Source organism: Streptomyces sp. BYX5S, assembly GCF_054724165.1.
Map to the genome: position 1 here is coordinate 833,569 of NZ_CM138829.1, position 25,864 is coordinate 859,432.

General features: G+C 72.0%; 20 protein-coding genes and 1 tRNA gene. 19 read left to right on the plus strand and 2 right to left on the minus strand.

Annotated features, from left to right (window positions below; translation table 11 throughout):
* Positions 1-9: 9 nt before the first annotated feature.
* The 12 genes from ACYBSK_RS03720 (at position 10) to ACYBSK_RS03775 (ending at position 15,216) form a co-directional block, all read left to right on the plus strand.
* A complete protein-coding gene (locus ACYBSK_RS03720; RefSeq protein WP_460245160.1) occupies positions 10-708 on the plus strand; it encodes a hypothetical protein in 699 nt (232 codons plus the stop codon).
* Positions 709-2,904, plus strand: coding sequence for a polysaccharide deacetylase family protein (locus tag ACYBSK_RS03725; protein ID WP_460245161.1), 2,196 nt, complete (start codon positions 709-711; stop codon positions 2,902-2,904).
* Positions 2,901-4,328 (plus strand): acyltransferase family protein, encoded by a 1,428-nt coding sequence (locus ACYBSK_RS03730; RefSeq protein WP_460245162.1) that lies wholly within the window; start codon positions 2,901-2,903, stop codon positions 4,326-4,328. The genes ACYBSK_RS03725 and ACYBSK_RS03730 overlap by 4 nt, the downstream gene beginning before the upstream one ends.
* Positions 4,329-4,704: 376 nt before the next feature.
* Positions 4,705-6,075 (plus strand): nitrate/nitrite transporter, encoded by a 1,371-nt coding sequence (locus tag ACYBSK_RS03735; RefSeq protein WP_457475379.1) that lies wholly within the window; start codon positions 4,705-4,707, stop codon positions 6,073-6,075.
* Positions 6,076-6,200: 125 nt separating this feature from the next.
* Positions 6,201-7,364: a uroporphyrinogen-III synthase gene (locus ACYBSK_RS03740; protein WP_460245163.1), complete on the plus strand. Its 1,164-nt coding sequence runs from the start codon at positions 6,201-6,203 to the stop codon at positions 7,362-7,364.
* A 276-nt stretch (positions 7,365-7,640) separates the two neighbouring features.
* Positions 7,641-8,183 (plus strand): GNAT family N-acetyltransferase, encoded by a 543-nt coding sequence (locus ACYBSK_RS03745; protein WP_460245164.1) that lies wholly within the window; start codon positions 7,641-7,643, stop codon positions 8,181-8,183.
* Between the two features lie 67 nt (positions 8,184-8,250).
* A complete protein-coding gene (locus tag ACYBSK_RS03750; RefSeq protein WP_457475382.1) occupies positions 8,251-8,859 on the plus strand; it encodes a CGNR zinc finger domain-containing protein in 609 nt (202 codons plus the stop codon).
* Positions 8,860-8,994: 135 nt separating this feature from the next.
* Entirely contained in the window at positions 8,995-9,600 is a 606-nt protein-coding gene (locus tag ACYBSK_RS03755; protein ID WP_457475383.1) for a sigma-70 family RNA polymerase sigma factor, read from the plus strand.
* Positions 9,597-10,403, plus strand: a complete 807-nt coding sequence (locus tag ACYBSK_RS03760; RefSeq protein ID WP_460245165.1) for an anti-sigma factor family protein — start codon at positions 9,597-9,599, stop codon at positions 10,401-10,403. Before ACYBSK_RS03755 ends, ACYBSK_RS03760 begins: the two co-directional genes overlap by 4 nt.
* A gap of 111 nt (positions 10,404-10,514) precedes the next feature.
* Positions 10,515-12,878 (plus strand): HelD family protein, encoded by a 2,364-nt coding sequence (locus ACYBSK_RS03765; RefSeq protein WP_460245166.1) that lies wholly within the window; start codon positions 10,515-10,517, stop codon positions 12,876-12,878.
* Between the two features lie 325 nt (positions 12,879-13,203).
* Positions 13,204-14,637, plus strand: coding sequence for an NAD-dependent malic enzyme (locus ACYBSK_RS03770; RefSeq protein WP_457475386.1), 1,434 nt, complete (start codon positions 13,204-13,206; stop codon positions 14,635-14,637).
* Between the two features lie 297 nt (positions 14,638-14,934).
* Entirely contained in the window at positions 14,935-15,216 is a 282-nt protein-coding gene (locus tag ACYBSK_RS03775) for an HU family DNA-binding protein (protein WP_016645140.1), read from the plus strand.
* Positions 15,217-15,447: 231 nt separating this feature from the next.
* Here ACYBSK_RS03775 and murA read toward each other — a convergent pair whose 3' ends face one another.
* Positions 15,448-16,788, minus strand: coding sequence for a UDP-N-acetylglucosamine 1-carboxyvinyltransferase (gene murA / locus ACYBSK_RS03780; RefSeq protein ID WP_457475387.1), 1,341 nt, complete (start codon positions 16,786-16,788; stop codon positions 15,448-15,450).
* Between the two features lie 251 nt (positions 16,789-17,039).
* Here murA and ACYBSK_RS03785 point away from each other — a divergent pair, with 251 nt between their 5' ends.
* The 6 genes from ACYBSK_RS03785 (at position 17,040) to ACYBSK_RS03810 (ending at position 24,611) form a co-directional block, all read left to right on the plus strand.
* Complete coding sequence (locus ACYBSK_RS03785; RefSeq protein ID WP_457475388.1) at positions 17,040-17,609, plus strand: YqgE/AlgH family protein; 570 nt, start codon at positions 17,040-17,042, stop codon at positions 17,607-17,609.
* A gap of 53 nt (positions 17,610-17,662) precedes the next feature.
* Positions 17,663-17,959: a DUF3039 domain-containing protein gene (locus ACYBSK_RS03790; protein WP_457475389.1), complete on the plus strand. Its 297-nt coding sequence runs from the start codon at positions 17,663-17,665 to the stop codon at positions 17,957-17,959.
* 160 nt (positions 17,960-18,119) lie between these two features.
* Entirely contained in the window at positions 18,120-19,742 is a 1,623-nt protein-coding gene (locus tag ACYBSK_RS03795) for a beta-N-acetylhexosaminidase (RefSeq protein ID WP_460245167.1), read from the plus strand.
* 311 nt (positions 19,743-20,053) lie between these two features.
* On the plus strand, positions 20,054-20,953 hold the full coding sequence (locus ACYBSK_RS03800; protein ID WP_460245168.1) for an FAD binding domain-containing protein: 900 nt from the start codon (positions 20,054-20,056) through the stop codon (positions 20,951-20,953).
* A complete protein-coding gene (locus tag ACYBSK_RS03805; RefSeq protein WP_460245169.1) occupies positions 20,950-22,281 on the plus strand; it encodes a (2Fe-2S)-binding protein in 1,332 nt (443 codons plus the stop codon). The genes ACYBSK_RS03800 and ACYBSK_RS03805 overlap by 4 nt, the downstream gene beginning before the upstream one ends.
* Positions 22,278-24,611, plus strand: coding sequence for a xanthine dehydrogenase family protein molybdopterin-binding subunit (locus ACYBSK_RS03810; RefSeq protein ID WP_457475393.1), 2,334 nt, complete (start codon positions 22,278-22,280; stop codon positions 24,609-24,611). Before ACYBSK_RS03805 ends, ACYBSK_RS03810 begins: the two co-directional genes overlap by 4 nt.
* Positions 24,612-24,670: 59 nt before the next feature.
* On the opposite strand, the gene ACYBSK_RS03815 is transcribed toward ACYBSK_RS03810, so the two are convergent.
* A tRNA-Cys gene (locus ACYBSK_RS03815) sits at positions 24,671-24,742 on the minus strand.
* 180 nt (positions 24,743-24,922) lie between these two features.
* Between ACYBSK_RS03815 and ACYBSK_RS03820 the strand changes: the two genes are divergently transcribed.
* On the plus strand, positions 24,923-25,738 hold the full coding sequence (locus tag ACYBSK_RS03820) for a pectate lyase (RefSeq protein ID WP_460245170.1): 816 nt from the start codon (positions 24,923-24,925) through the stop codon (positions 25,736-25,738).
* Positions 25,739-25,864: the final 126 nt, after the last annotated feature.

Sequence of the window (25,864 nt, forward strand, 5' to 3'; positions counted from 1 at the left end):
CCGCACGAAGTGACGGTCCAACTCGACCTCACGGGAAGCCAGTTGGCCGGGCTCGTCGGTGCGAGACCGGGCGCCGTCGAGCGGCCGGGCGAGGGCGGGCCGGACGACAAGGAAGTCCCCGTCTTCGTCGACGACTCGGGTCGGCGCGGCCGCACCTTCCGACGCGTCGGCGTGGCCGCCGGCCTGGCGATCGCCGTCTACGCCGTCGTCATCGTGGCCACCGTCTTCTCGGGCAACTCCAGCGCGCCCTGGCTGCCGATGCCCGCCGAGGGCAAGGGCGCGGGCAAGGTCGGCACCGAGTCGACCGCACCCACCCCGTCGGCCTCGCCGTCACTGTCCGTGAGCGCCACCCCGGAGCCCAGCGCCTCCGAGAGCGTCGTGCCCGGCGTCTCCGGAGTGCCCGGCGTCAGCGCCTCGCCGTCGACCGACGCCGACGCGTCCGGGGACCCGTCCACCGGCGCCTCGCCCTCCGGCCGGCCCACGGGCGGCGACACCGCGCCGACCACGAAGCCGCCCAAGGCGACCACCAGCACGAACCCGACGACGGACCCGACCGACGACTCCACCGGCCCCGCGACGGAGCCCGGCGCCGACCCGAGCGACCCGGCGGACGGTGCGGGAACCGACACGGACGCCCTCGCCGTCGAAGGTCTCACCGACCTGATCGTCGCGACCCTCGTCCCGCCCCTGGAAAGCAGCGTCCTGTAGATGTCCGACCGCTCACGCTCCACCCGGGCCAGGCCCCGTGCCCGCAGGCGCCGCCTTCCGCTGCGCTATCTGCTGCCCTCGCTGCTGCTCGTCGCGATCATGGCGATGCTGATGCTGCGCGGCTACGTCCACAGCGAGATCCTCGCCGACCACCGCATCCGCCCCGAGGCGGCCACCACCAAGGTGCCGCAGAAGATCCTCGACGGCGGCCCCGTCATCGACACGCGCGGCGGGCAGGAGTCCAGCCGTTCCATAGGCGACCACAAGCTGGTCCTCACCTTCGACGACGGCCCCGACCCGGAGTGGACCCCGAAGGTCCTCGACGTCCTCAAGAAGCACGACGCGCACGCCGTCTTCTTCGTCACCGGCACCATGGCGTCCCGCTATCCCGACCTGGTGCGCCGCATGGTCGAGGAGGGGCACGAGATCGGCCTGCACACCTTCAACCACCCCGATCTCTCCTACCAGTCGAACAAGCGCATCGACTGGGAGCTGTCGCAGAACCAGCTGGCCCTCGAAGGCGCGGCGGGCGTGCGCACCTCCCTGTTCCGGCCGCCGTACTCCTCGTTCGCCGACGCCATGGACAACGCGTCGTGGCCGGTGACCAAGTACATCGGCTCGCGCGGCTACATCACGGTCGTCAACAACACCGACAGCGAGGACTGGAAGCGCCCCGGCGTCGACGAGATCATCCGCCGGGCCACGCCGAAGGACGGCAAGGGCGCGATCGTCCTGATGCACGACTCCGGCGGCAACCGCTCGCAGACCGTCGCCGCGCTCGACCGCTTCCTGCCCGACCTTCAGGACGACGGCTACAGGTTCGCCAACCTCACCGAGGCCCTCGACATGCCCAGCGCGCACACACCCGTCAGCGGCGTCGAGCTGTGGAAGGGCAAGGCGTGGGTTCTGGCGGTGGAGGCCTCGGACAACATCACGGGTGTCCTCGTCGTCGGGCTCGCCGTCATCGGCGTCCTCGTCATGGGCCGCTTCGGCCTGATGCTCGTCCTGTCCGCGGCCCACGCGCGCAAGGTGCGGCGCAGGGGCTTCGCGTGGGGCCCGCCGGTCACCGAACCGGTCTCCGTCCTCGTACCGGCGTACAACGAGGCCAAGTGCATTGAGAACACCGTGCGTTCGCTGGCGCTGAGCCAGCACCCCATCGAGGTGATCGTCATCGACGACGGCTCGACGGACGGCACGGCGCGCATCGTCGAGAACCTGCGGATGCCGGGCGTCCGCGTCGTCCGCCAGCACAACGCGGGCAAGCCCGCCGCCCTCAACAGGGGCCTGGCGAACGCCCGGTTCGACCTCGTCGTGATGATGGACGGCGACACCGTCTTCGAACCCGCCACCGTGCGCGAACTCGTCCAGCCGTTCGGCGACCCGAAGGTCGGCGCCGTCGCGGGCAACGCGAAGGTGGGCAACCGCGACTCGCTCATCGGGGCGTGGCAGCACATCGAGTACGTGATGGGCTTCAACCTCGACCGCCGCATGTACGACGTGCTGCGCTGCATGCCGACGATCCCCGGCGCCGTCGGCGCCTTCCGGCGCAGCGCCCTGGAGCGCATCGGCGGCATGAGCGACGACACGCTCGCCGAGGACACCGACGTCACGATGGCGCTGCACCGCGACGGCTGGCGCGTCGTCTACGCGGAGCGGGCGCGGGCCTGGACCGAGGCCCCGGAGACCGTGCAGCAGCTGTGGTCGCAGCGCTACCGCTGGTCGTACGGGACGATGCAGGCCATCTGGAAGCACCGCAGGGCCGTCGTCGACAAGGGGCCCTCGGGCCGCTTCGGGCGCGTCGGCCTGCCGCTGGTCTCGCTCTTCATGGTGCTGGCCCCGCTGCTCGCGCCGCTGATCGACATCTTCCTCCTCTACGGGCTGGTCTTCGGCCCGACCGAGAAGACGGTCGGCGCCTGGTTCGGCGTGCTCGCCCTCCAGGCGGTCTGCGCGGCGTACGCCTTCCGGCTCGACAAGGAACGCATGACGCACCTCATATCCCTGCCGCTCCAGCAACTCCTGTACCGGCAGCTGATGTACGTGGTGCTGCTCCAGTCCTGGATCACCGCGCTCACCGGCGGCCGCCTGCGCTGGCAGAAGCTGCGCCGCACCGGAGTGGTGGGCGCCGACCACGGCACGCGGCTGCCCCGGCAGCGGACGGCCTCGGTCCCCGGCGACGACCGGAGGCCCGTGGCATGACGCATCCGACGAACGGCGGGGGCGGCGTGAACGAGCCCTCGGCGCAGGGGAACTGGTTCGCCAAGCCGGAGCGCGGCCCCGTGGCCGCGTCCGCCTCCGAGTCCGGGTGGCCGGCCGCGCCGCCGCGCGGACCCGGTGGCGGTCCGCTGCTCACCGAGGCGGTGGCCGGCGGGGGAGTGGCGGCCGAGGCGACCGCCCGGTTCCCCGAGGTGCCCGCGCAGGCCGACCCCACCGGACCGCCGCCCGCACCGGCGGCGCCCGCGCCCAAGAAGCCCGGCCGGGACCGCTACCTCGACCTGCTGCGCTCCATCGCGCTCGTCCGCGTCGTGGCCTACCACCTGTTCGGCTGGGTCTGGCTCTCGGTCGTCTTCCCGTCCATGGGCGTGATGTTCGCGCTCGCCGGATCGCTGATGGCGCGTTCCCTGAGCCGCCCTGCCCTCAGCGTCGTACGGGGACGGCTGCGGCGCCTGCTCCCGCCGATGTGGCTGTTCAGCGCACTCGTGCTGCCGCTGCTCTTCGTCGGCGGCTGGAACCCGGGCAAGGACCCCGACACCGGCGGCGGCGCCTGGGGCTGGCTCGGCATCGTCAACTACATCATCCCGTTCGGCGCCCCCGCCTACCCGTGGGAGATCGCCAACCCGCCCGGCTTCCTGGAGAGCACGTGGGCCGAGCAGGGCATCGGTCCGCTCTGGTACCTGCGGGCCTACCTGTGGTTCGTGCTCGCGTCCCCGCTGCTGCTCAAGGCGTTCCGCAAGCTGCCGTGGGCGACGCTGTGCGCGCCGCTCGCGCTCACCGCGGTCGTCGGCACCGGGCTCGTGGAGATCCCCGGCCGCACCGGCGACGCCGTCACCGACTTCGCCGTGTACGGCAGCTGCTGGGTCCTCGGCTTCGCGCACCAGGAGGGCGTGCTCCAGAAGGTGCCGCGGTACGCCGCGGTGTCCGGCGCCGCGCTGCTCATGGGCTTCGGCCTGTGGTGGGCTTCGGGGCACCTGTCCGAAGAGGGCTGGGACCTCAACGAGATCCCGCTGGCGCAGGCGACGTGGTCCCTCGGGTTCGTCGTCATCCTGCTCCAGTACGCGCCGTCCTGGCAGCAGCTGCCCGGCAGACTCGCCCGCTGGGACCGCCTGGTGACCCTGGCCAACAACCGGGCCGTCACGATCTACCTGTGGCACAACCTGCTGATCATGGCGACGTTCCCACTGATCGACCTGCTGTACGAGCTGCCGTTCATGGACGAGCGGCTGAGCTCGGCGCTGGACTCGACGCACATGCTCTGGTCCTTCGTCCTCGTCTGGCCGCTCATCGGCCTCGCGATCGTCGCCACCGGCTGGGTCGAGGACCTCGCGGCCAAACGCCGCCCGCGCCTGTGGCCGGACGGCCGGGTGGGTACGCGGAAGGGCCGCTCCACGGCACGCCACGGCTGATCCCGCTCCCGCCCTCAATTTCCGCTCAAGTGGACCACGCGCCCGCGCGAGGGCCCCGAGGATGTCCCTGCTCACGCGAGAACGCGCGAGCAGGGACCCAGGGGGGACACATGTTCAGCGTCATGGACACGGGTACGAAGGTCGCGATCGGGGCCGTGGTGATCGGCCTGATCGTCACGGTGGTCGTCGTGGGACGGATGATCCGCCGCCGCTGAGCGGCCGCCGCTGTGGGTGAGGCCGGGGCCCCGGCCTCACCACCGGCCCGCCCACCAGGTGAGAGCAAAGTTCCCCCGTGGTCACTTCACGCCACGAAGCGGAAATCCCGCCTCCCTACCTTCGGTCGCAGCAGACGCGAACCGTGACCTGGAGGCGTGAGATGGCAGGCTCGAACGGCTCGACCCGGAGCCGGAGTTGGATCGAGCGGTGGGATCCCGAGGACGAAGTTTTCTGGCAGGAGACGGGCGCCAAGGTGGCCCGGCGCAACCTCGTCTTCTCCATCCTGTCCGAGCACATCGGGTTCTCCATCTGGACCCTGTGGTCGGTGATGGTCCTGTTCATGGGACCCGAGTACGGCATCGACCCGGCGGGGAAGTTCTTCCTCGTGTCGATGGCCACGCTGGTGGGCGCCTTCGCCCGCGTGCCCTACACCTTCGCCGTCGCCGTCTTCGGCGGCCGCAACTGGACGATCATCTCGGCGAGCATGCTGCTCGTGCCCTCGGTCGCCGCGTTCACGGTGATGGAGCCGGGCACCTCGTACACCACCTTCATGTGGTGCGCGGCGCTCACCGGCGTCGGCGGCGGCAACTTCGCCTCCTCCATGACGAACATCAACTCCTTCTTCCCGCTGCGCAAGAAGGGCTGGGCGCTCGGCCTGAACGCGGGCGGCGGCAACATCGGCGTCCCCGTCATCCAGCTCGTCGCGCTCGCCGTCATCGGCGCGAGCGGCGGACCGCGCGTGCTGCTGGGCATCTACATCCCGCTGATCGTGGTCGCGGCCGTCTGCTCGGCGTTGTTCATGGACAACCTGGCGACGGTGAAGAACGACACCGGAGCCGCCAAGGACGCCGTGCGCGACGGCCACACGTGGATCATGTCGTTCCTCTACATCGGCACGTTCGGCTCCTTCATCGGCTACTCGTTCGCCTTCGGCCTGGTCCTCCAGACCCAGTTCGGCCGTACGCCGCTCCAGGCGGCCGGTGTCACCTTCATCGGCCCGCTGCTCGGCTCGCTCATCCGGCCTGTCGGCGGCAAGCTCGCCGACACGTACGGCGGCGCGCGGATCACGCTGTGGAACTTCGTGGCGATGGCCCTCGCGACGGCCGTGGTGACCCTGGCGTCGGTCCAGAAGTCCCTGGCCCTGTTCACCGTCGCGTTCATCGCCCTGTTCGTGCTCAGCGGGCTCGGCAACGGGTCGACGTACAAGATGATCCCCGGCATCTTCCAGGCGAAGGCGCTGGCCAAGGGGCTCACGGGCGAGGAGGCGGCCGCGTACGGGCGGCGGCTGTCCGGCGCCTCCATGGGTTTGATCGGCGCCGTCGGGGCACTCGGCGGGCTCGGCATCAACCTGGCGTTCCGGCAGTCCTTCCAGACCGCCGGCACCGGCACCGGGGCCTTCGTCGCCTTCCTCGCCTTCTACGCCGTGTGCTTCGTGGTGACCTGGGCCGTATACCTTCGCCGCTCGGCCTCGCGGACCGTCGCCGGATCCGCCGCCGAGGCGAAGCCCCAGCTCAGCTACGCGGAGGTGTGACATTTGGCCCCGTAACACGCACGCAATAGCGTTGATCCGGGCCCGACACGGAGCGTTGACAGGCTCGAAGGACGCACCGGTGGACCCGGTGTACGGGAGACACGTCGAGCGGGGCGAGAACCAGCATGGACGAGCAACAGCAGGTCATGAAGCCGGAGGAGCCCCACGGGCCCCTCGCGGGCTTCACCGTGGGTGTCACCGCGGCACGCCGCGCCGACGAACTGGGCGCGCTGCTCCAGCGGCGCGGCGCCCAGGTGCTGCACGCACCCGCCCTGCGCATCGTGCCGCTCGCGGACGACAGTGAACTCCTCGCCGCGACCAAGGAATTGATCGACCACGCGCCCGACGTCGTGGTGGCCACCACCGCCATCGGGTTCCGCGGATGGGTGGAGGCCGCCGACGGCTGGGGCCTCGGCGAGGACCTGGTCGCGCGGCTGCGCGGCGTCGAGCTGCTCGCCCGCGGGCCGAAGGTGAAGGGCGCGGTGCGTGCGGCGGGGCTCACCGAGGAGTGGTCGCCCTCCTCCGAGTCCATGGCGGAGGTCCTGGAGCGGCTGCTCGACGAGGGTGTCCAGGGGCGGCGGGTGGCGGTGCAGCTGCACGGCGAGCCCCTTCCCGGCTTCGTCGAGGCGCTGCGGGAGGCGGGCGCCGAAGTGGTGGGCGTCCCCGTCTACCGGTGGCTGCCGCCGCAGGACATAGGGCCGGTCGACCGGCTCCTCGACGCGACCGTCTCGCGCGGTGTGGACGCGCTGACGTTCACCTCGGCGCCCGCCGCCACGGCGCTGCTGAACCGGGCGGAGGAGCGGGGTCTCGTGGCGGAGCTGCTCGCCGCGCTGCACCACGATGTGCTGCCGGCGTGCGTGGGGCCCGTGACGGCGCTGCCGTTGCAGGCGCGGGGGGTGGACACGGTGCAGCCGGAGCGGTTCCGGCTCGGGCCGCTGGTGCAGCTGCTGTGCAAGGAACTGCCCGCGCGGGCCCGTACGTTGCCGGTCGCCGGGCACCGGGTGGAGATCCGCGGGCAGGCCGTGGTGGTGGACGGTGCGCTGCGGCCGGTGCCGCCGGCGGGCATGTCCCTGTTGCGCTCGCTCGCGCGCAGGCCCGGGTGGGTGGTGTCCCGGGCGGAACTGTTGCGGGCGCTTCCCGGGGCGGGGCGCGATGAGCATGCCGTTGAGACGGCGATGGCGCGGCTGAGGTCGTCCCTGGGCGCGCCCAAGCTGATTCAGACCGTGGTCAAGCGGGGGTATCGGTTGGCGTTGGATCCGGCGGCCGATGCGAAGTACGCGGACGCGTAACCCTTGGGCGCGGCCCAGCCCATTAAGCCCCTGCGGCGTTTGAGCAGCGGGGTCCGGGGCGGAGCCCCGGGGTGTGCGACGGGTGGCCGTGGCTGGGCTTGGGGCTCTGCCCCATACCCCGCTCCTCAATCGCCGGAGGGGCTTGATTGGGGCAGCCGGAGAGGCTGAAGGGGGCAGCCGGAGGGGCTTGATTGGGGCAGCCGGAAGGGGTCGAAGGGGCAGCCGGAGAGGCTTGAGGGGGGCAGTCGGGAGGGGGCGGAGGGGTAGCGTGCGGGGATGGTGATCAGCCACGACATCGAGTTGCGCCGTGCCGTCCGCGAGGACGCCCCCGCCCTCGCCGAAGCCGTCGCACGCAACCGGGAGTTCATGGCCCCCTACGAGCCCCACCGCAGCGAGAGCTACTACACCCCCGAGGACCAGGCGGCCCGGATCACCGAGCCGAGCGGCGCGACGTGGTTGCTGTTCGACCGCGCCGCAGGCCACCGCGTGGTCGGCCGCGCCGCGCTCAGCGGCATCCACCTCGGCCCCCTGTGCAGCGCCAACCTCGGCTACTGGGTCGACGCCGACTACCGCGGCCGCGGCCTGATCCCCGCCTCCGTCGAGGAGATCTGCCGCGCCGCCCGCGAGGAACTGGGGCTGCACCGCATCGAGGCCGGCACCCTCACGGACAACACGGCGTCCCAGCGCGTACTGGCCAAGTGCGGCTTCGAACGGATCGGGGTCGCGCCCAAGTTCCTGCACATCAACGGGGGTTGGCGCGACCACGTCCTGTTCCAGCGCATCCTGCACGACGACCCGCCGGCGTACGGCCGGTCCTAGGGCCGGTCGACTCCACTTCCGGCGGCAGGGGTTCCGGCCTCGCGCGCGGACGGGCACTGTAGAGGGCATGGCAGCAGTACCCACGGGGCCCCGCCCCCCTGCCCCTGCCCCCTACGAGTTGCGGTTCGACTCCGGGCGCCTGTGCCTGGACCTCGTCGCCACGGCGCACCCCGACGAACGCCTCACGTCCCCGGACCGGTTGCGCGCGTGGCTGGTCGGCGCGGGACTCGTCCCGGACACCGCCGTGCTGCCGGAACGTATCCCCGCCTGGCTCGCCGCCTTCCGTGAACTGCGCGGCCACATCGGCCAGTTGGTGCGCGGCGAACTCTCCGCCCGCCCGGCCCCGGGCGCCCTGGAACGGGTCAACCTGCTCGCTCGCGCCGCCCCGCCCGCACCCCGCGCCGTACGCGCCGCCGACGGCACCCTCGTACGCGTCCTGCACGCCGAACCCGCCTGCCCGGCCCTGCTCGCGGCCGTCGCGCGGGACGCCGTCGACCTCCTCACCGACCCGACCGCCCGCGGCGCCCTGCGCCAGTGCGAGGGCGACAACTGCCCCATCATCTACCTGGACACCTCCCGCGGCCGCAGACGCCGCTGGTGTTCCAGCGAGGTCTGCGGCAACCGCGAACGGGTGGCCAGGCATCGCCGCCGGGCGGCGGCCCTCGCGAGGGTGTGAGGGGCTCCTCGCGGTCGGCGGGCCATGCGCGGTGCCCCGCGCCCGCGTGACATCCGTCACCACGGTGATCCTCAACTCCCTTTGAACACCGGCACGTTCGTCTGCGTATCCCTCCCGTGAGCCCAGCCGAGAGACATGGCCGAACAGGGGACACCGGAGGTAGGCGTGCGCAAGGATTCCGCCGTGGCCGATGAACGCCCGCCCCGGGCCCGACATCGTGCGCCCCGGCCGCCGGAGCCGGACGAGGAGCTGATGCGCGCGCTCTACGCCGAGCACGCGCGACCGCTGCTCGCCTACGTGCTGCGGCTCGTGGCGGGGGACCGCCAGCGCGCCGAGGACGTGGTGCAGGAGACGCTCATCCGCGCCTGGAAGAACGCCGGTCAGCTCAACCGAGCGACCGGTTCGGTACGCCCCTGGCTGGTGACGGTCGCCCGGCGCATCGTCATCGACGGCCACCGCAGCCGGCAGGCCCGGCCGCAGGAGGTCGATCCGTCGCCGCTGGAGGTCATCCCCGCGGAGGACGAGATCGACAAGGCGCTCTGGCTCATGACGCTTTCCGACGCGCTGGAGGACTTGACCCCGGCCCACCGGGAAGTACTCGTGGAGACGTACTTCAAAGGACGTACGGTCAACGAGGCGGCCGAGAAGCTCGGCATCCCCAGCGGCACGGTGCGCTCGCGCGTCTTCTACGCGCTGCGCTCGATGAAGCTGGCGCTGGAGGAGCGGGGGGTGACGGCATGACGATGTACGGGCACGAGCCGATGGGACCCATGGGGGACGTGCACGAGACCGTCGGCGCCTACGCGCTGGGCATCCTCGACGACGTCGAGGCGAGCGCGTTCGAGGCGCACCTGGCGACGTGCGAACGGTGCGCGCGCCACCTGGAGGAGTTCGCGGGCATGGAGCCGATGCTCGCCGCCCTCGCCGACCTGCCGGCCGACCGCGGCGCCCCGCGTCTGCCCACCCCGCAGCTCGGCGACTCCCTCGCGGCCCGTCCGAGCCCCCGCCTCGCGGAGTCCCTCGCCGACGAACTGGGCCGCCGCCGCGCCAAGAAGCGCAGGCGCGGCTTCTTCCTGGTGGCGGCCGCCGCGGCCCTGATCATCGGCGGACCGCTGACCGTCATGGCGGTGACGGACGACGGCGGCGGCCCGTCGACCCTCGCGGACCCGCACCCCACCAGCCCCGCCAAGGACGCCTTCTTCAACCACATGCCCGACAAGGTGAGGGCCACCGACGCCACGACGAACGTCACCGCGACGATCGGCATGGAGAAGAAGGCCTGGGGCACCCACGCCGTCCTGGAGCTGAAGAACGTCAAGGGCCCGCTGAAGTGCTCCCTCGTCGCCGTCGGCAAGAACGGCGAACGCGAGACCGTCACCACCTGGGCCGTCCCGACATGGGGCTACGGCATCGAGAACAGCAAGGAGGACGGCGCCAAGCAGCCCCTGTACGTGCACGGCGGCGCGGCCTTCGACCGCAACCAGATCGACCACTTCGAGGTCGAGACGCTCGACGGGAAGCGGCTCGTGGAGGTGAACGCCTGACCGCTCGGGCGCAGCACGTAGCCCTCCGGGGCCCCTTTCGCGTACCTTTGACGGCTGCCCAGCACGTCAGAAGGGGGCCCGGTGGCCGCTCAGGCTCCGCACGATTCAGCGGTGAGATCGGATACGGAAGCGAACGGGGACGCGAACGCGGACTCGGTGCGCGACCGTGAAATCGGCGTCGAGCAGGACCATCTCGACGCCGTCTACCAGCGCCTCGAGGAGAAGATCCACGAGGCCGAGTTCCTGATGGAGGACGCCACCAAGCGCGGCCAGGTCGGCACGCCCGGCGCGCTCGCCGAGCGCGACGCCCAGGTGTTCCGCGCGGGCATCCACCTCAACCGCCTCAACAACGAGTTCGAGGACTTCCTCTTCGGCCGCATCGACCTGCTCCAGGGCAAGGACGGCAAGAAGGGCCCCGACGGCGCGTACACGGCGATCGAGCCGGCCGACGGCGCCGTGCGCGAGGACAACACCGCCGACATCGCCGAGACGCTGCACATCGGCCGCATCGGCGTCCTCGACGCGGACTACTCGCCGCTCGTCATCGACTGGCGCGCCCCGGCCGCCGCCCCCTTCTACCGCTCCACGCCGGTCGACCCCGGCCGGGTGGTCCGCCGCCGCGTCATCCGCTCCAAGGGCCACAAGGTGCTCGGCGTCGAGGACGACCTGATGCGCCCGGAGCTGACCGCGTACCTGAACGGCGAGCGGCTGCCCGCCATCGGCGACGGCGCGCTCATGGCGGCGCTCGGCCAGGCCCGCAGCCACTCGATGCGCGACATCGTGGCGTCCATCCAGGCCGAGCAGGACCAGGTCATCCGCGCCCCCGCCGCGTCCGTGACGTACGTCGAGGGCGGTCCCGGCACCGGGAAGACGGCGGTGGCGCTGCACCGCGCCGCGTACCTGCTGTACCAGGACCGGCGCCGCTACGCGGGCGGCATCCTGATCGTCTCGCCGACCCCGCTGCTCGTCGCGTACACCGAGGGCGTGCTGCCCTCGCTCGGCGAGGAGGGCCAGGTCGCGATCCGCGCGGTGGGCTCGCTCGTCGACGGCGCCGAGGCCACGGTCTACGACTCGCCGTCGGTGGCCCGCGTCAAGGGGTCCTCGCGGATGCTGAAGGTGCTGCGCAAGGCGGCGCGCGGCGCCCTGGAGTCGGGGTCGCAGCGGCGGCCCGCCGCCCAGGAGCAGCTCGCGTTCGGCGACGACGAGCCCGACGAGGCCACCGCGGCCGCGACCCCCACCCGGCTCCGCGTCGTCGCCTTCGGCCGCCGCCTGGAGCTGGAGGCGGCGCAGCTGAACCGGATCCGGCAGGCCGCGCTCAGCGGCACGGCCCCGGTGAACCATCTGCGCCCGCGCGCCCGCAAGCTGCTGCTCGACGCGCTGTGGGACCAGTCGGGCGCCGCGGGCCGGCACTCCGACCCGGAGCTGGCGGCCGAGCTGCGCTCCTCCTTCGACGAGGACGTCACGAGCGAGGACGACTTCCTGCGGTTCCTCGACGCGTGGTGGCCGGAGCTGACGCCGCGCGCGGTGCTGACCGCCATGTCGGACGAGCGGCGCCTGGGCCGCTGGGCCCGCCGCGTCCTCAACCCGGGCGAGGTCCGCAAGCTCGCCAGGTCCCTGCGCCGCGACGCCCTCTCGGTCCACGACGTGGCCCTGCTCGACGAGCTGAACGCCGTCCTCGGCTCCCCGGCCCGCCCGAAGAAGAAGCGCGAGTACGACCCGCTGGACCAGCTCACCGGCCTGGAGGAGCTGATGCCGCAGCGCGAGGAGTCCCAGCGCGAGCGCGCCGAGCGGCTGGCCCAGGAGCGCACCGAGTACGCGCACGTCATCGTCGACGAGGCGCAGGACCTCACGCCCATGCAGTGGCGCATGGTCGGCCGCCGCGGCCGCCACGCGACGTGGACGGTCGTCGGCGACCCGGCCCAGTCCTCCTGGTCCGACCCCGACGAGGCGGCCGCCGCCCGCGACGAGGCGCTCGGCACGCGCCCCCGCCGCCGCTTCACCCTGACCGTGAACTACCGCAACCCCTCCGAGATCGCCGAGCTGGCCGCGAAGGTCCTGGCGCTGGCCATGCCCGGCTCCGCGTCCCCCTCGGCGGTCCGCTCGACGGGCGTACGGCCGAGGTTCGAAGTCGCCCGGGACAAGGTGGGCGACACCGTCAGGGCCGAGGCCGCCCGGCTCCTGGAGCAGGTCGACGGCACGGTGGGCGTCGTCGTGGCGATGAACCGCCGGGAGGAGGCCGCGCGCTGGCTCTCCGGGCTCGGCGAGCGGGTCGTGGCGCTGGGCTCGCTGGAGGCCAAGGGCCTGGAGTACGACGCGACGATCGTGGTCTGTCCGGCCGAGATCGCCGACGAGTCCCCGGCCGGTCTGCGGGTGCTGTACGTCGCTCTGACCCGCGCGACGCAGCAGCTCACGGTGGTCTCCGGGGAACGGGACGAACCGGACGCGGACGGGGTGCCGGATCTGCTCCGCGACTGACTCTTGCTCCTGCTGTCTCCGGTGTTACCGTTGATGACGGCACCGGCTCGATCCAAGCCCCCGGGCCCAACCATCGTCCCTTAGAGGGACCACTTGCCGCGAGGCGAGCATGGCGGGTCGGTGTCGTGAACGTGAGACGAGGCCCACGTCACTTCGGTGACGTGGGCCTCTTTCTGTTTCCCCTCACTTCTCGTATGGTGGAAACCACTTTCCGAAAGATGAATGAACGTTAGCTTCAAAATCCGATGCGACTACCACGTACTCGTCGGTAGGTGCGACCATCGGACGGCAACAGCAACACGGTTGAAAGCAGAGGAAGTCGGCCATGGCAACGGCGCCCAGCGTCTCCTACTCGATGACGGTCCGGTTGGAGGTGCCCGCGGGCGGCAACGCCGTCTCGCAGCTCACCACCGCCGTGGAGTCCTCCGGAGGCTCGGTGACCGGCCTCGACGTCACCGCATCCGGTCACGAGAAGCTCCGGATCGACGTCACGATCGCGGCCTCGTCCACGTCCCACGCGGACGAGATCGTCGAGCAGCTCCGCGGCATCGAGGGCGTCACGCTCGGGAAGGTCTCCGACCGTACGTTCCTGATGCACCTCGGCGGCAAGATCGAGATGGCGTCGAAGCACCCCATCCGCAACCGTGACGACCTCTCCATGGTCTACACGCCGGGCGTGGCCCGCGTGTGCATGGCGATCGCGGAGAACCCCGAGGACGCCCGGCGTCTGACCATCAAGCGCAACTCCGTCGCGGTCGTCACCGACGGCTCCGCGGTGCTCGGCCTCGGCAACATCGGCCCGAAGGCCGCGCTGCCGGTCATGGAGGGCAAGGCGGCCCTCTTCAAGCGCTTCGCCGACATCGACGCCTGGCCGATCTGCCTGGACACCCAGGACACCGACGCCATCGTCGAGATCGTCAAGGCCATCGCCCCCGGCTTCGCGGGCATCAACCTGGAGGACATCTCGGCGCCCCGCTGCTTCGAGATCGAGGCCCGCCTGCGCGAGGCCCTCGACATCCCCGTCTTCCACGACGACCAGCACGGCACCGCCATCGTCGTGCTCGCCGCGCTCACCAACGCGCTGCGCGTCGCGGGCAAGGACATGGGCGACACCCGCGTCGTCATGTCGGGCGCCGGTGCCGCCGGTACGGCCATCCTCAAGCTGCTGCTCGCGGCGGGCGTCAAGAACGCCGTCGTCGCCGACATCCACGGTGTCGTGCACGCGGGCCGCGAGGACCTCAAGGACGCCGACAGCGACTCGCCGCTGCGCTGGATCGCCGACAACACCAACCCCGAGGGCCTGACCGGCACGCTCAAGGAGGCGGTCGTCGGCGCGGACGTGTTCATCGGCGTCTCGGCCCCGAACGTGCTGAACGGCGAGGACGTCGCGGCGATGGCCGAGGGCGCCATCGTGTTCGCGCTCGCGAACCCGGACCCCGAGGTCGACCCGGCGATCGCCCGTCAGACGGCCGCCGTGGTGGCCACGGGCCGCTCCGACTTCCCGAACCAGATCAACAACGTACTGGTCTTCCCCGGCGTCTTCCGCGGCCTGCTCGACGCCCAGTCGCGCACGGTCAACACGGAGATGATGCTGGCGGCCGCGACGGCCCTGGCCGACGTGGTCACCGAGGACGAGCTCAACCCGAACTACATCATCCCCAGCGTCTTCAACGACAAGGTCGCGGGCGCCGTGGCCGGTGCCGTTCGCGATGCCGCGAAGGCCCAGGGTGCGGCTGTGACGGGTGCCACGACCGCCTGATCACCGGCGCGTCGCGGTTTGCGGGGCCCACGGGCCCCATAGGCTGGCCGGGAAACAGGCCCCCGGCCCGCCTCTGCGACCGGCGCGGTGACGCTTTCCGTGTGACCCCCAGGGGTGCCGGATTGGCTTTACCGCCGTGGGTAGGGGCAGGATGCCTCTTCAGGCGCATGGGTCTGGAAGACGGACCCGGGTCCTGGGCCTGACCGAGACCCTGGCAGCATCGGTTTCGCTGTTGCCCAACACGCGGCCTGGCCGCGTGGCACGCCTCAACGGCAAGAAGAACACGGGAGTACAAACATGAACCGCAGTGAGCTGGTGGCCGCGCTGGCCGACCGCGCCGAGGTGACCCGCAAGGACGCCGACGCCGTGCTGGCCGCGTTCGCCGAGACCGTCGGCGAGATCGTTGCCAAGGGCGACGAGAAGGTCACCATCCCCGGCTTCCTGACCTTCGAGCGCACCCACCGTGCCGCTCGCACCGCTCGCAACCCGCAGACCGGCGAGCCGATCAACATCCCCGCCGGTTACAGCGTGAAGGTCTCCGCGGGCTCGAAGCTCAAGGAAGCCGCCAAGGGCAAGTAAGTCTTAGGCGCAAGAACGGCCTCCCGGATCGATTCCGGGAGGCCGTTCTTTTCTGTTTGGGGGCGCGGGGAACTGCGCGAACGCAACCAGTCGAAAAGGCGCGACGGGCCACAGTGCTGAGCGGCACCCGCAGGCCCGCCCTGCCGGGGCTGGGCGCGCAGTTCCCCGCGCCCCTAACAGATCGGGCCTCACCGGAAGGTTCCGGTGAGGCCCGACGGGCGTACGCGGCGGCTAGCCGAGGGCCTTGCCGGGGAGTTCCACCTTCGCGCCGAGCTCGACGAGCTTCTCCATGAAGTTCTCGTAGCCGCGGTTGATCAGGTCGATCCCGTGGACACGGCTCGTGCCCTGGGCCGCCAGCGCCGCGATCAGGTACGAGAAGCCGCCCCGCAGGTCGGGGATGACCAGGTCGGCGCCCTCCAGCTTGGTGGGGCCGGAGACGACCGCGGAGTGCAGGAAGTTGCGCTGGCCGAAGCGGCAGTCCGAGCCGCCCAGGCACTCGCGGTACAGCTGGATGTGCGCGCCCATCTGGTTCAGCGCCGACGTGAAGCCCAGGCGGGACTCGTAGACCGTCTCGTGGACGATCGAGAGGCCCGTGGCCTGCGTCAGGGCCACGACGAGCGGCTGCTGCCAGTCCGTCTGGAAGCCGGGGTGGACGTCCGTCTCCAGCGCGATCGACTTCAGCTGGCCGCCGGGGTGCCAGAAGCGGATGCCGTCGTCGTCGATCTCGAAGGCGCCGCCGACCTTCCGGTACGTGTTGAGGAACGTCATCATCGAGCGCTGCTGCGCCCCGCGGACGTACACGTCACCGTGCGTGGCGAGCGCCGCCGACGCCCAGGAGGCCGCCTCCAGGCGGTCGGCCAGGGCGCGGTGCGTGTAGCCGCCGAGCTTGTCGACACCGGTGATGCGGATCGTGCGGTCGGTGTCCATCGCGATGATGGCGCCCATTTTCTGCAGGACGCAGATCAGGTCCTCGATCTCCGGCTCCACGGCCGCGTTCGAGAGCTCCGTGACGCCCTCGGCGAGGACGGCCGTGAGCAGGACCTGCTCGGTGGCGCCCACGGAGGGGTAGGGCAGCTTGATCTTCGTGCCGCGCAGCCGCTGCGGGGCCTCCAGGTACTGGCCGCCCTCGCGCTTCTCGATGGTGGCGCCGAACTGGCGCAGCACCTCGAAGTGGAAGTCGATCGGCCGGCCGCCGATGTCGCAGCCGCCGAGACCGGGGATGAAGGCGTGCCCGAGGCGGTGCAGGAGCGGGCCGCAGAGCAGGATCGGGATGCGGGAGGAGCCCGCGTGCGCGTCGATGTCGGCGACGTTGGCCGATTCCACGTGCGACGGGTCCATCACGAGCTCGCCCGGCTCCTCGCCGGAACGGACCGTCACACCGTGCAGCTGCAGCAGCCCGCGTACGACGCGGACGTCACGGATGTCCGGGACATTGCGCAGCCGGCTCGGAGCGCTGCCGAGCAGCGCGGCGACCATGGCCTTGGGCACGAGGTTCTTCGCGCCGCGGACACGGATCTCGCCCTCGAGCGGGGTTCCGCCGTGGACAAGGAGTACATCGTCGGTGACGGTCATGAATCTCGCGTTCCGAAGAGGGTGGGCAGGGCCAAGCCTCAAGAGTAAGGGGGTGCAACCCGTTATTCGTATGCCCGTGGGCGACCTGAAGCGTCATGAGTTCGCTACAACACGAAGCGCGCCGAAAGGGGCACAAAGCGTGACGGCCCCGTGAAGTGAGGGGCTTCCGCTTGTATGCGCGCTGAGCTGCGTTCACGCGGTTGTTGCGCTTGGCTCCCCCTACGACGGGCAGATGCGGGATCATGTCACGCATGACCGAGGTGTCCTCGCTCACAGGGCGGCTGCTCGTGGCCACACCCGCCCTCGCGGACCCGAATTTCGACCGGGCGGTCGTGCTGCTCCTCGACCACGACGAGGAGGGCTCGCTCGGCGTGGTGCTGAACCGGCCCACGCCGGTGGACGTCGCGGACATCCTGGAGGGCTGGGGCGATCTCGCGGGCGAGCCCGGCGTCGTCTTCCGGGGCGGACCGGTCTCGCTCGACTCGGCGCTCGGCGTCGCGGTCATCCCCGGCGACGAGGCGGGGCGGACGCCGCTCGGCTGGCGCCGGGTGCACGGCGCGATCGGCCTCGTCGACCTGGAGGCCCCGCCGGAGCTGCTCGCCGCGGCGCTCGGCTCCCTGCGGATCTTCGCCGGGTACTCGGGCTGGGGCCCGGGACAGCTGGAGGACGAGCTGACCGAGGGCGCCTGGTACGTCGTGGAGTCCGAGCCGGGCGACGTGTCCGCCACCCGGCCCGAGGGGCTGTGGCGGGCGGTGCTGCGGCGCCAGCGCAGCGAGCTGGCGATGGTGGCGACGTATCCGGACGACCCCTCGCTCAACTGACACCGCACCAGGTCCGTTCCGGGACGCGGTGGGCTTAAGTACCCTTGGCGGTTATGAGCACTCTTGAGCCCGAGCGCGGGACAGGTACGGGGACCCTCGTAGAGCCGACGCCACAGACGTCGAACGGCGACGGCGATCACGAGCGCTTCGCCCACTATGTCCAGAAGGACAAGATCATGGCGAGCGCCCTCGACGGCACTCCCGTCGTCGCGCTCTGCGGCAAGGTGTGGGTGCCGGGCCGCGACCCGAAGAAGTACCCCGTGTGTCCCATGTGCAAGGAGATCTACGAGTCCATGGGCGCCGGAGGCGACAAGGACAAGGGCGGCAAGGACGGCGGCAAGGGCAAGTAACCGGCCCCTCCTTTCCCCGGCGGACCCCGGGCGTGCGGTGACGCGTGCCCGGGGTTTCGCATGTCCGGGATTCCGCGTGTCCGGGATTCCGCGCCGCACCATTGCGGGAATTGGTCCAGTCCTCTTAGCCTCCTCGTGTCGCACGGAAGGGCCTGACCTCATGGATCTCATCCCCGCACCCCGCAGCGCCGCGCGCGCGGGCGACGGCCGCTACGCGCTGGGCGAGCGCACCGGCATCGCCGCGGGGGAGGGCACCCGGGACACCGCGCGCTGGCTGCGCGCCACGCTCGGCGCCGCCACCGGCCTCGAACTGGCCCCCAAGAACGCCGACGACCCCGACACCGTCCGCCTGAGCCTCGACCCGGCCCTGGAGCCGGAGGCGTACCGGCTGCGGGTGACGGACACCGGCGTCACGATCGAGGGCGGCGGCGCGGCGGGCGTCTTCTGGGGCGCCCAGACGCTGCGTCAACTCCTCGGCCCCGACGCCCACCGCCGGGCCCCGCTCCCCGGCCGTACGTGGACCCTCCCGCACGTCGCCGTCGACGACGCGCCCCGCTTCCGGTGGCGCGGCATGATGCTCGACGTCGCCCGCCACTTCATGCCGAAGGCCGGGGTGCTGCGCCAACTCGACCTGATGGCCGCCCACAAGCTCAACGTCCTGCACTTCCACCTCACCGACGACCAGGGCTGGCGCGTCGAGATCAAGAGCCGGCCGAAGCTGACGGAGCGCGGCTCCTGGCGGTCACGGACCAAACTCGGCCACCGGGACTCGCCGTTGTGGGACGACAGGCCGCACGGCGGCTTCTACACCCAGGACGACATCCGCGAGATCGTCGCCTATGCCCACGTGCGGCACATCGCCGTCGTCCCGGAGATCGACATCCCGGGCCACTCGCAGGCCGCCATCCACGCGTATCCGGAACTCGGCAACAGCGACGTCGTCGACACGGCCTCCCTCCCCGTCTGGGACACCTGGGGCGTCAACCCGAACGTGCTGGCCCCCACGGACAACACCCTGCGCTTCTACGAGGACGTCTTCGAGGAACTCCTCGACCTGTTCCCCGCCGAGACCTCGGAGTTCATCCACGTCGGCGGCGACGAGTGCCCCAAGGACCAGTGGAAGGCCTCCCCGGCGGCCCAGGCGCGCATCAAGGAGCTGGGGCTGAAGGACGAGGACGAGCTCCAGTCCTGGTTCGTCCGGCACTTCGACACCTGGCTCGGCGCGCGCGGACGGCGGCTGATCGGCTGGGACGAGATCCTCGAAGGCGGTCTCGCGCCCGGCGCCACGGTCTCCTCCTGGCGCGGCTACGAGGGCGGCATCACCGCCGCCAAGGCGGGCCACGACGTCGTCATGTGCCCCGAGCAGCAGGTCTACTTGAACTACCGCGAGGCGCCCGGCGAGGACGAGCCGGTCCCCATCGGCTACGTCCGCACCCTGGAGGACGTCTACCGCTTCGAGCCGGTTCCCCCGCAGCTCAGCGAGGCCGAGGCGCGCCATGTCCTCGGCACGCAGGCCAACCTGTGGACCGAGGTCACGGAGGACGAGCAGCGCGTCGACTACCAGCTGTACCCGCGCCTGGCCGCGTTCTGCGAGGTCGCGTGGAGCGCGCTGCCGGCGCCCGGTGCGCGGGACTTCGCGGACTTCGAACGGCGAATGGGCGCGCACTACCGGCGACTTGAAGCGCTCGGTGTCGCCCATCGGCCGCCGGGCGGCCCGTTGCCGTGGCAGCGGCGACCGGGGGTGCTCGGACGCCCCTTCGAAGGGGAACCCCCGAACGTGTGAGCTTGAGGGGCGGCGAGAGCCGCCCCTCGCTTCTTACGTCGCCTCATACGTCACCTAAGAGTGTCAATTCGCGCCCACAGGTGATGTGGTGCGATTTCGGTCATCCATGAGGCGGAAGGGGCGAATGCCTCCTACCGGACCCCCTCTCCGGGCCGAGAGGAAGATGTGCCAGAGTTGCCACGTCCGGCCTGTCAGCACGTACCGTACGGCGGAACAGGCGTAACGGCGGGAACGGCGGTCACGCGCAGACCACGCGGGGGACCGACGCCGTCGTCAGGCACGCGGCCGGACATCGGGAAGGGGCAGCCGGTTTGACCACGCACGCACCGCAGGCGACGACACAGGCCGCGGTACTTCCGGGTTCGCTGGACGAGGCCGTCGCGGCGCTCGCCGCCATGCCCGCCGCCGTACCGGTGGCCGGAGGCACGGACCTCATGGCCCAGGTCAACGCGGGTCAACTCCGCCCGGCCGCCCTCGTCGGGCTCGGCCGGATCAGCGAGATCCGCGGCTGGCAGTACCAGGACGGGAACGCGCTGCTCGGCGCGGGCCTCACCCACGCGCGCATCGGCCGCCCCGACTTCGCCGCGCTCATCCCCGGCCTCGCCGCCGCCGCGCGCGCCTCGGGGCCGCCCCAGATCCGCAACGCGGCGACGCTCGGCGGCAACATCGCCTCCGGCGCGCCCGCGGGCGACACGCTGCCCGTACTGGCCGCGCTGGAAGCCACGTTGATCATCGCGGGGCAGGGCGGCGCGCGCCGCGAGGTGCCGGTCTCGCATCTGCTGGCCGGCATGGAGATGCTCGCTCCGGGCGAGCTGATCGGGTTCGTACGGGTTCCGCTGCTGCACGCGCCGCAGGTCTTCCTGAAGGCGACCGGGCGTACGGGGCCGGGGCGCGCGATGGCGTCCGTCGCGCTCGTCCTCGACCCGGCGCGGCGAGGGGTGCGGTGCGCCGTCGGGGCCATCGCGCCGATGCCGTTGCGGCCCCTGGAGGCCGAGCAGTGGGTGGCCTCCCTCATCGACTGGGACGGGGAGCGCGGCGCGCTCGTGCCGGAGGCCGTGCACGCGTTCGGGGAGTACGTCGCCGCGGCCTGCGTACCCGACCCGGAACCCGCTCCGGACGGTACGCAACAGGCGTTGCCGCCCGCCGTTCTGCATCTGCGGCGAACGGTCGCCGTGCTGGCCCGACGTGCACTTGGGAGGGCGCTGTCGTGACGAACGAGTACCCCGGACCCGACGGCTGGGAGCCGGTGCCGCAGGGCGAGTACGACTCCGATGCCACGGCCTTCGTGCAGTTGCCGCCCGAGGGGTTCCCGGACGCGGCCCCGCTGGCCGCGCCGGGGCACGGGTATGTGCCGCCGCAGATAACGGTGAGCCCGGCGACGGGGGCGGCGGCGACGGATCCGGCGGCCACCGGGGTGTGGGTGCTGCCGGAGAACCTGGTCGGGCCCGGTGCGGAGGTCGGCGCGGAGCAGGCCGTCCCCGTGGAGCCCGCGCCCCAGCAGGGGCAGACCGGGCAGTGGTCGATTCCGCTCGCGGAGGGTGAACTGCCGGACGAGTCCGGGGAGTTCACCGCATCCGCTGCCGCGGTGGGGCGGGCGTGGGGCCAGGAGCCGCCTGCGACGCTTCCCGGTGGGGCGCCTGCGCCTTGGGCTGCGCAGCCGGAGGTCCCGGAGCAGCCGGCCGAGCCTGCGTCGCGGGGCTCTGCCCCGGACCCCGCGCCTCAATCGCCGGCGGGGCTTGATGTGCCGAGCCCTGCCCCGGATCCCGCGCCTCAAGCGCCGGCGGGGCTTGATGTGCCGAGCCCTGCGCCGGAGCCCGCCGCTCCAGCGGTCGATGTGCCCGAGCCCGTCGACGTGGAGACTCCCGCCGCTGAGGCCGAGGTCGAGGCCGAAGTCGAGGACGCGGTTCCCGTCCGGTCCTCGCTGCACGACGATCACCCCCTGGCCAGCTACGTCCTGCGGGTCAATGGTGCGGATCGGCCCGTCACGGATGCCTGGATCGGGGAGTCGTTGCTGTACGTGCTGCGGGAGCGGCTCGGGCTCGCGGGGGCCAAGGACGGGTGTTCGCAGGGGGAGTGCGGGGCGTGCAACGTGCAGGTGGACGGGCGGCTCGTGGCGTCCTGTCTGGTGCCCGCGGCGACGACCGCCGGCAGTGAGGTGCGTACCGTCGAGGGTCTTGCCAGTGACGGCAGGCCCTCCGACGTGCAGCGGGCGCTCGCCGAGTGCGGCGCCGTGCAGTGCGGTTTCTGCGTGCCCGGCATGGCGATGACCGCGCACGATCTGCTGGAGGGCAACCCGAACCCGACCGCCCTGGAGACCCGCCAGGCGCTGTGCGGCAACCTGTGCCGCTGTTCCGGCTACCGGGGCGTCGTGGACGCGGTGCGCCAGGTCGCCGACGAGCGGCGGGCGGCGGCCGAGGCCGCGTCCGAGGCGTCGGACGCGGACGGCGGCGGCGAGGGCGAGCCGCGGATCCCGCGGCAGGCGAGCCCGTCGGCGAACGAGGACATCCACCAGGACTTCCCGGACGGAGGCCAGGCATGACGAGCGAGACCGCCACGACCTCCACGGGTCCCGCCGCCCAGGAAGCGGAGAGCTTTCCGCACGGTCTCGGCATGTCGCTCCCCTCGGCGGAGGCGCGGGCCAAGACGGAGGGCACGTTCCCGTACGCCGCCGACCTGTGGGCCGAGGGCCTGCTGTGGGCGTCGGTCCTGCGCTCCCCGCACGCGCACGCGCGCGTGGTCTCCATCGACACCACCCACGCGCGCGAGATGCCCGGCGTGCGCGCGGTCGTCACCCACGAGGACGTGCCCGGCGGCCCGTTGCCGGGCCACCGCGCCGCCGACCGGCCGATGTTCGCCTCCGATGTCGTCCGGCACCACGGCGAGGCGCTCGCCGCCGTCGCGGCCGACCACCCGGACACCGCGCGGATGGCCGCCGCCGCGATCGTCGTCGAGTACGAGGTCCTGGAACCGGTCACCGACCCCGAGCAGTCCTTCGCGGCCGAGCCCCTGCACCCCGACGGCAACCTCGTCCGCCACATCCCGCTCCAGCACGGCGACGCCGAGACGACGGGTGAGGTGATCGTCGAGGGGCTGTACCGGATCGGGCGGCAGGACCCGGCGCCGATCGGGGCCGAGGCCGGTCTCGCCGTGCCCCGCCCCGACGGCGGCGTCGAGCTGTACATCGCCTCCACCGACCCGCACGGCGACCGTGATCTCGCGGCCGCCCGCTACGGCCTGGAGCGCGAGCGCGTGAAGGTCGTCGTGACCGGTGTGCCGGGTGCGACCGCCGACCGCGAGGACCCGAGCTTCCACCTGCCGCTCGGGCTGCTCGCCCTGCACACCGGCTGCCCGGTCAAGCTGGCGGCGACCCGCGAGGAGTCCTTCCTCGGCCACCCGCACCGCCACCCCACCCTGCTGCGCTACCGCCACCACGCGGACGCCGAGGGCAAGTTGGTGAAGGTGGAGGCCCAGATCCTGCTCGACGCGGGCGCCTACGCGGACACGTCGTCCGACGCGCTCGCCGCGGCGGTAGCCTTCGCCTGCGGCCCCTACGTGGTGCCGCACGCCTCCATCGAGGGCTGGGCGGTCCGTACGAACAACCCGCCCTCCGGGCACGTACGCGGAGAGGGCGCCATGCAGGTGTGCGCCGCGTACGAGGCCCAAATGGACAAGCTGGCCAAGAAGTTGGGGCTCGACCCGGCCGAGCTGCGGATGCGCAACGTGCTGGCGACCGGGGACGTGCTCCCGACCGGCCAGACGGTGACGTGCCCGGCTCCCGTGGCCGAACTCCTCACCTCCGTACGGGACTTCGAGCTGCCGCCGCTGCCCATGGACACCCCCGAGGAGGACTGGCTGCTCCCCGGCGGACCCGAGGGCGTGGGGGAGCCCGCCGCCGTCAGACGCGGCGTCGGCTACGGGGTCGGCATGGTGCACATGCTCGGCTCCGAGGGCGCCGACGAGGTCTCCACCGCCACGGTCAAGGTCCACGACGGCATCGCGACGGTCATCTGCGCCGCCGTGGAGACCGGCCAGGGCTTCGCCACGCTCGCCCGCCAGATCGTCCAGGAGACGCTCGGCATCGAGGAAGTCCACGTGGCGCCGGTCGACACGGACCAGCCGCCCGCGGGCCCCGGCTGCCGGGGCCGTCACACGTGGGTCTCCGGCGGGGCCGTCGAGCGCGCCGCCAAGATGGTCCGCACCCAGCTCCTCCAGCCGCTGGCCCACAAGTTCGGCATGTCCACGGAGCTGCTCCAGATCGCCGACGGCAAGATCACCTCGTACGACGGGGTGCTCTCGACGACGGTCCAGGAAGCCATGGACGGCAAGGAGTTGTGGGCGACCGCGCAGTGCCGCCCGCACCCCACCGAGCCGCTCGACGCCGCCGGTCAGGGCGACGCCTTCGTGGGCATGGCCTTCTGCGCGATCCGCGCGGTGGTCGACGTGGACGTGGAGCTCGGCTCGGTGCGCGTCGTCGAGATCGCGGTCGCCCAGGACGTCGGCCGGATCCTCAACCCGGCCCAGCTCGCGGCCCGGATCGAGGCCGGTGTCACCCAGGGCGTCGGCGTGGCCCTCACGGAGAACCTCCGGACCCCGAAGGGCATCGTCCGCCGCCCCGACCTGACCGGTTACGCCCTGCCGACCTCGCTCGACGCCCCCGACATCCACATCGTCAACCTGGTCGAGGAGCGCGACGTGGTGGCCCCGTTCGGCGCGAAGGCGGCGAGCGCGGCGCCCGTGGTCGCGGCCCCGGCGGCGGTGGCCTCGGCGGTCCGCGCGGCGACCGGCCGGCTCGTGAACCGGCTGCCGATCAGGCCGCAGGCCGCGGTGGTCACGGAGGCGGCGGCGCCCGCGCCGGAGCCGACCGCCTGACCCGACGCACGGAGAAGGGGTGCACCGCTCTCGCGGTGCACCCCTTCTCCGTTCCTCGGAGGCCGTGACCGGAATCGAACCGGTGTGCTTCGCTTTGCAGGCGAATCCCTAAGCCACTCGGGCACACGGCCGTGCCTTCGCTGAAGAACGTACGGCGGCCGAAGAGCGCGGATCAAGGATTCCGGGGCGGCCGCAACGCGACTGCCATACGCCGTTCACAAACGGCTCGGGGACCCGGGGCAACCTCCGCGCCGTCCGCGGCGACCCAAGGGGGCAAGCAGGCACGACAACTCCCCCCAAGGAAGCAGGACATGACCCCCACACGTCATCGTCGCAACGTCACCGGCCGCCGCGCCCTGTGGGCCGGGGCCGGAGCGCTCTCCCTCGCCGGGGCCGCGCTCGTCACGAACGGGATGCTCGGCTCCGCCGGGGCCGCCACCGCATGGCCCGAGGCCAAGGGCGAGCAGGCCGTCTCGTCGTCCCTCTCCGTCTCCGGCACGCTCGACGGCGGCCTCAAGCGCTACTACGGCAGTGGCGACCTGGGCGGCGACGGGCAGGAGGAGGGCCAGGACCCGATTTTCAACCTGAAGGACGGGGCCGTCCTCAAGAACGTCATCATCGGCTCGCCCGCCGCGGACGGCGTGCACTGCGCGGGCAGCTGCACGCTGGAGAACGTGTGGTGGGAGGACGTCGGCGAGGACGCCGCCACCTTCAAGGGCACGTCGTCCTCGGCCGCGTACAAGGTCGTCGGCGGTGGTGCGCGCAAGGCCGACGACAAGGTGCTCCAGTTCAACGGGGCGGGCACGCTGACCGTCAGCGGCTTCCAGGTTTCCGACTTCGGCAAGCTGGTCCGCTCCTGCGGCAACTGCTCCACGCAGCACAAGCGCACGGTCGTCGTCGACGACGTGGACGTCACCGCGCCCGGGAAGTCGCTCGTCGGCATCAACTCCAACTACGGCGACACCGCGACCCTGAGCAACATCCGCATCCACGGCGACGACGACCAGGACATCGAGCCGTGCGTACGGTTCGAGGGCAACGACTCCGGTGACGAGCCCGAGGAGATCGGCTCCGGCCCGGACGGCACGTACTGCAAGTACGAGGAGTCGGACATCACCTACGACTGATCCCGCGCGGTCACCCGCCCCGCTGTTCGAGCCCCGCGGCGCGGCGGGGCGGTGACCTACGACCAACGGACGAGATCACCCCCGCCTCCCGACAGGCGTCAGCACCGAGAACGCCCCTTACCCTGA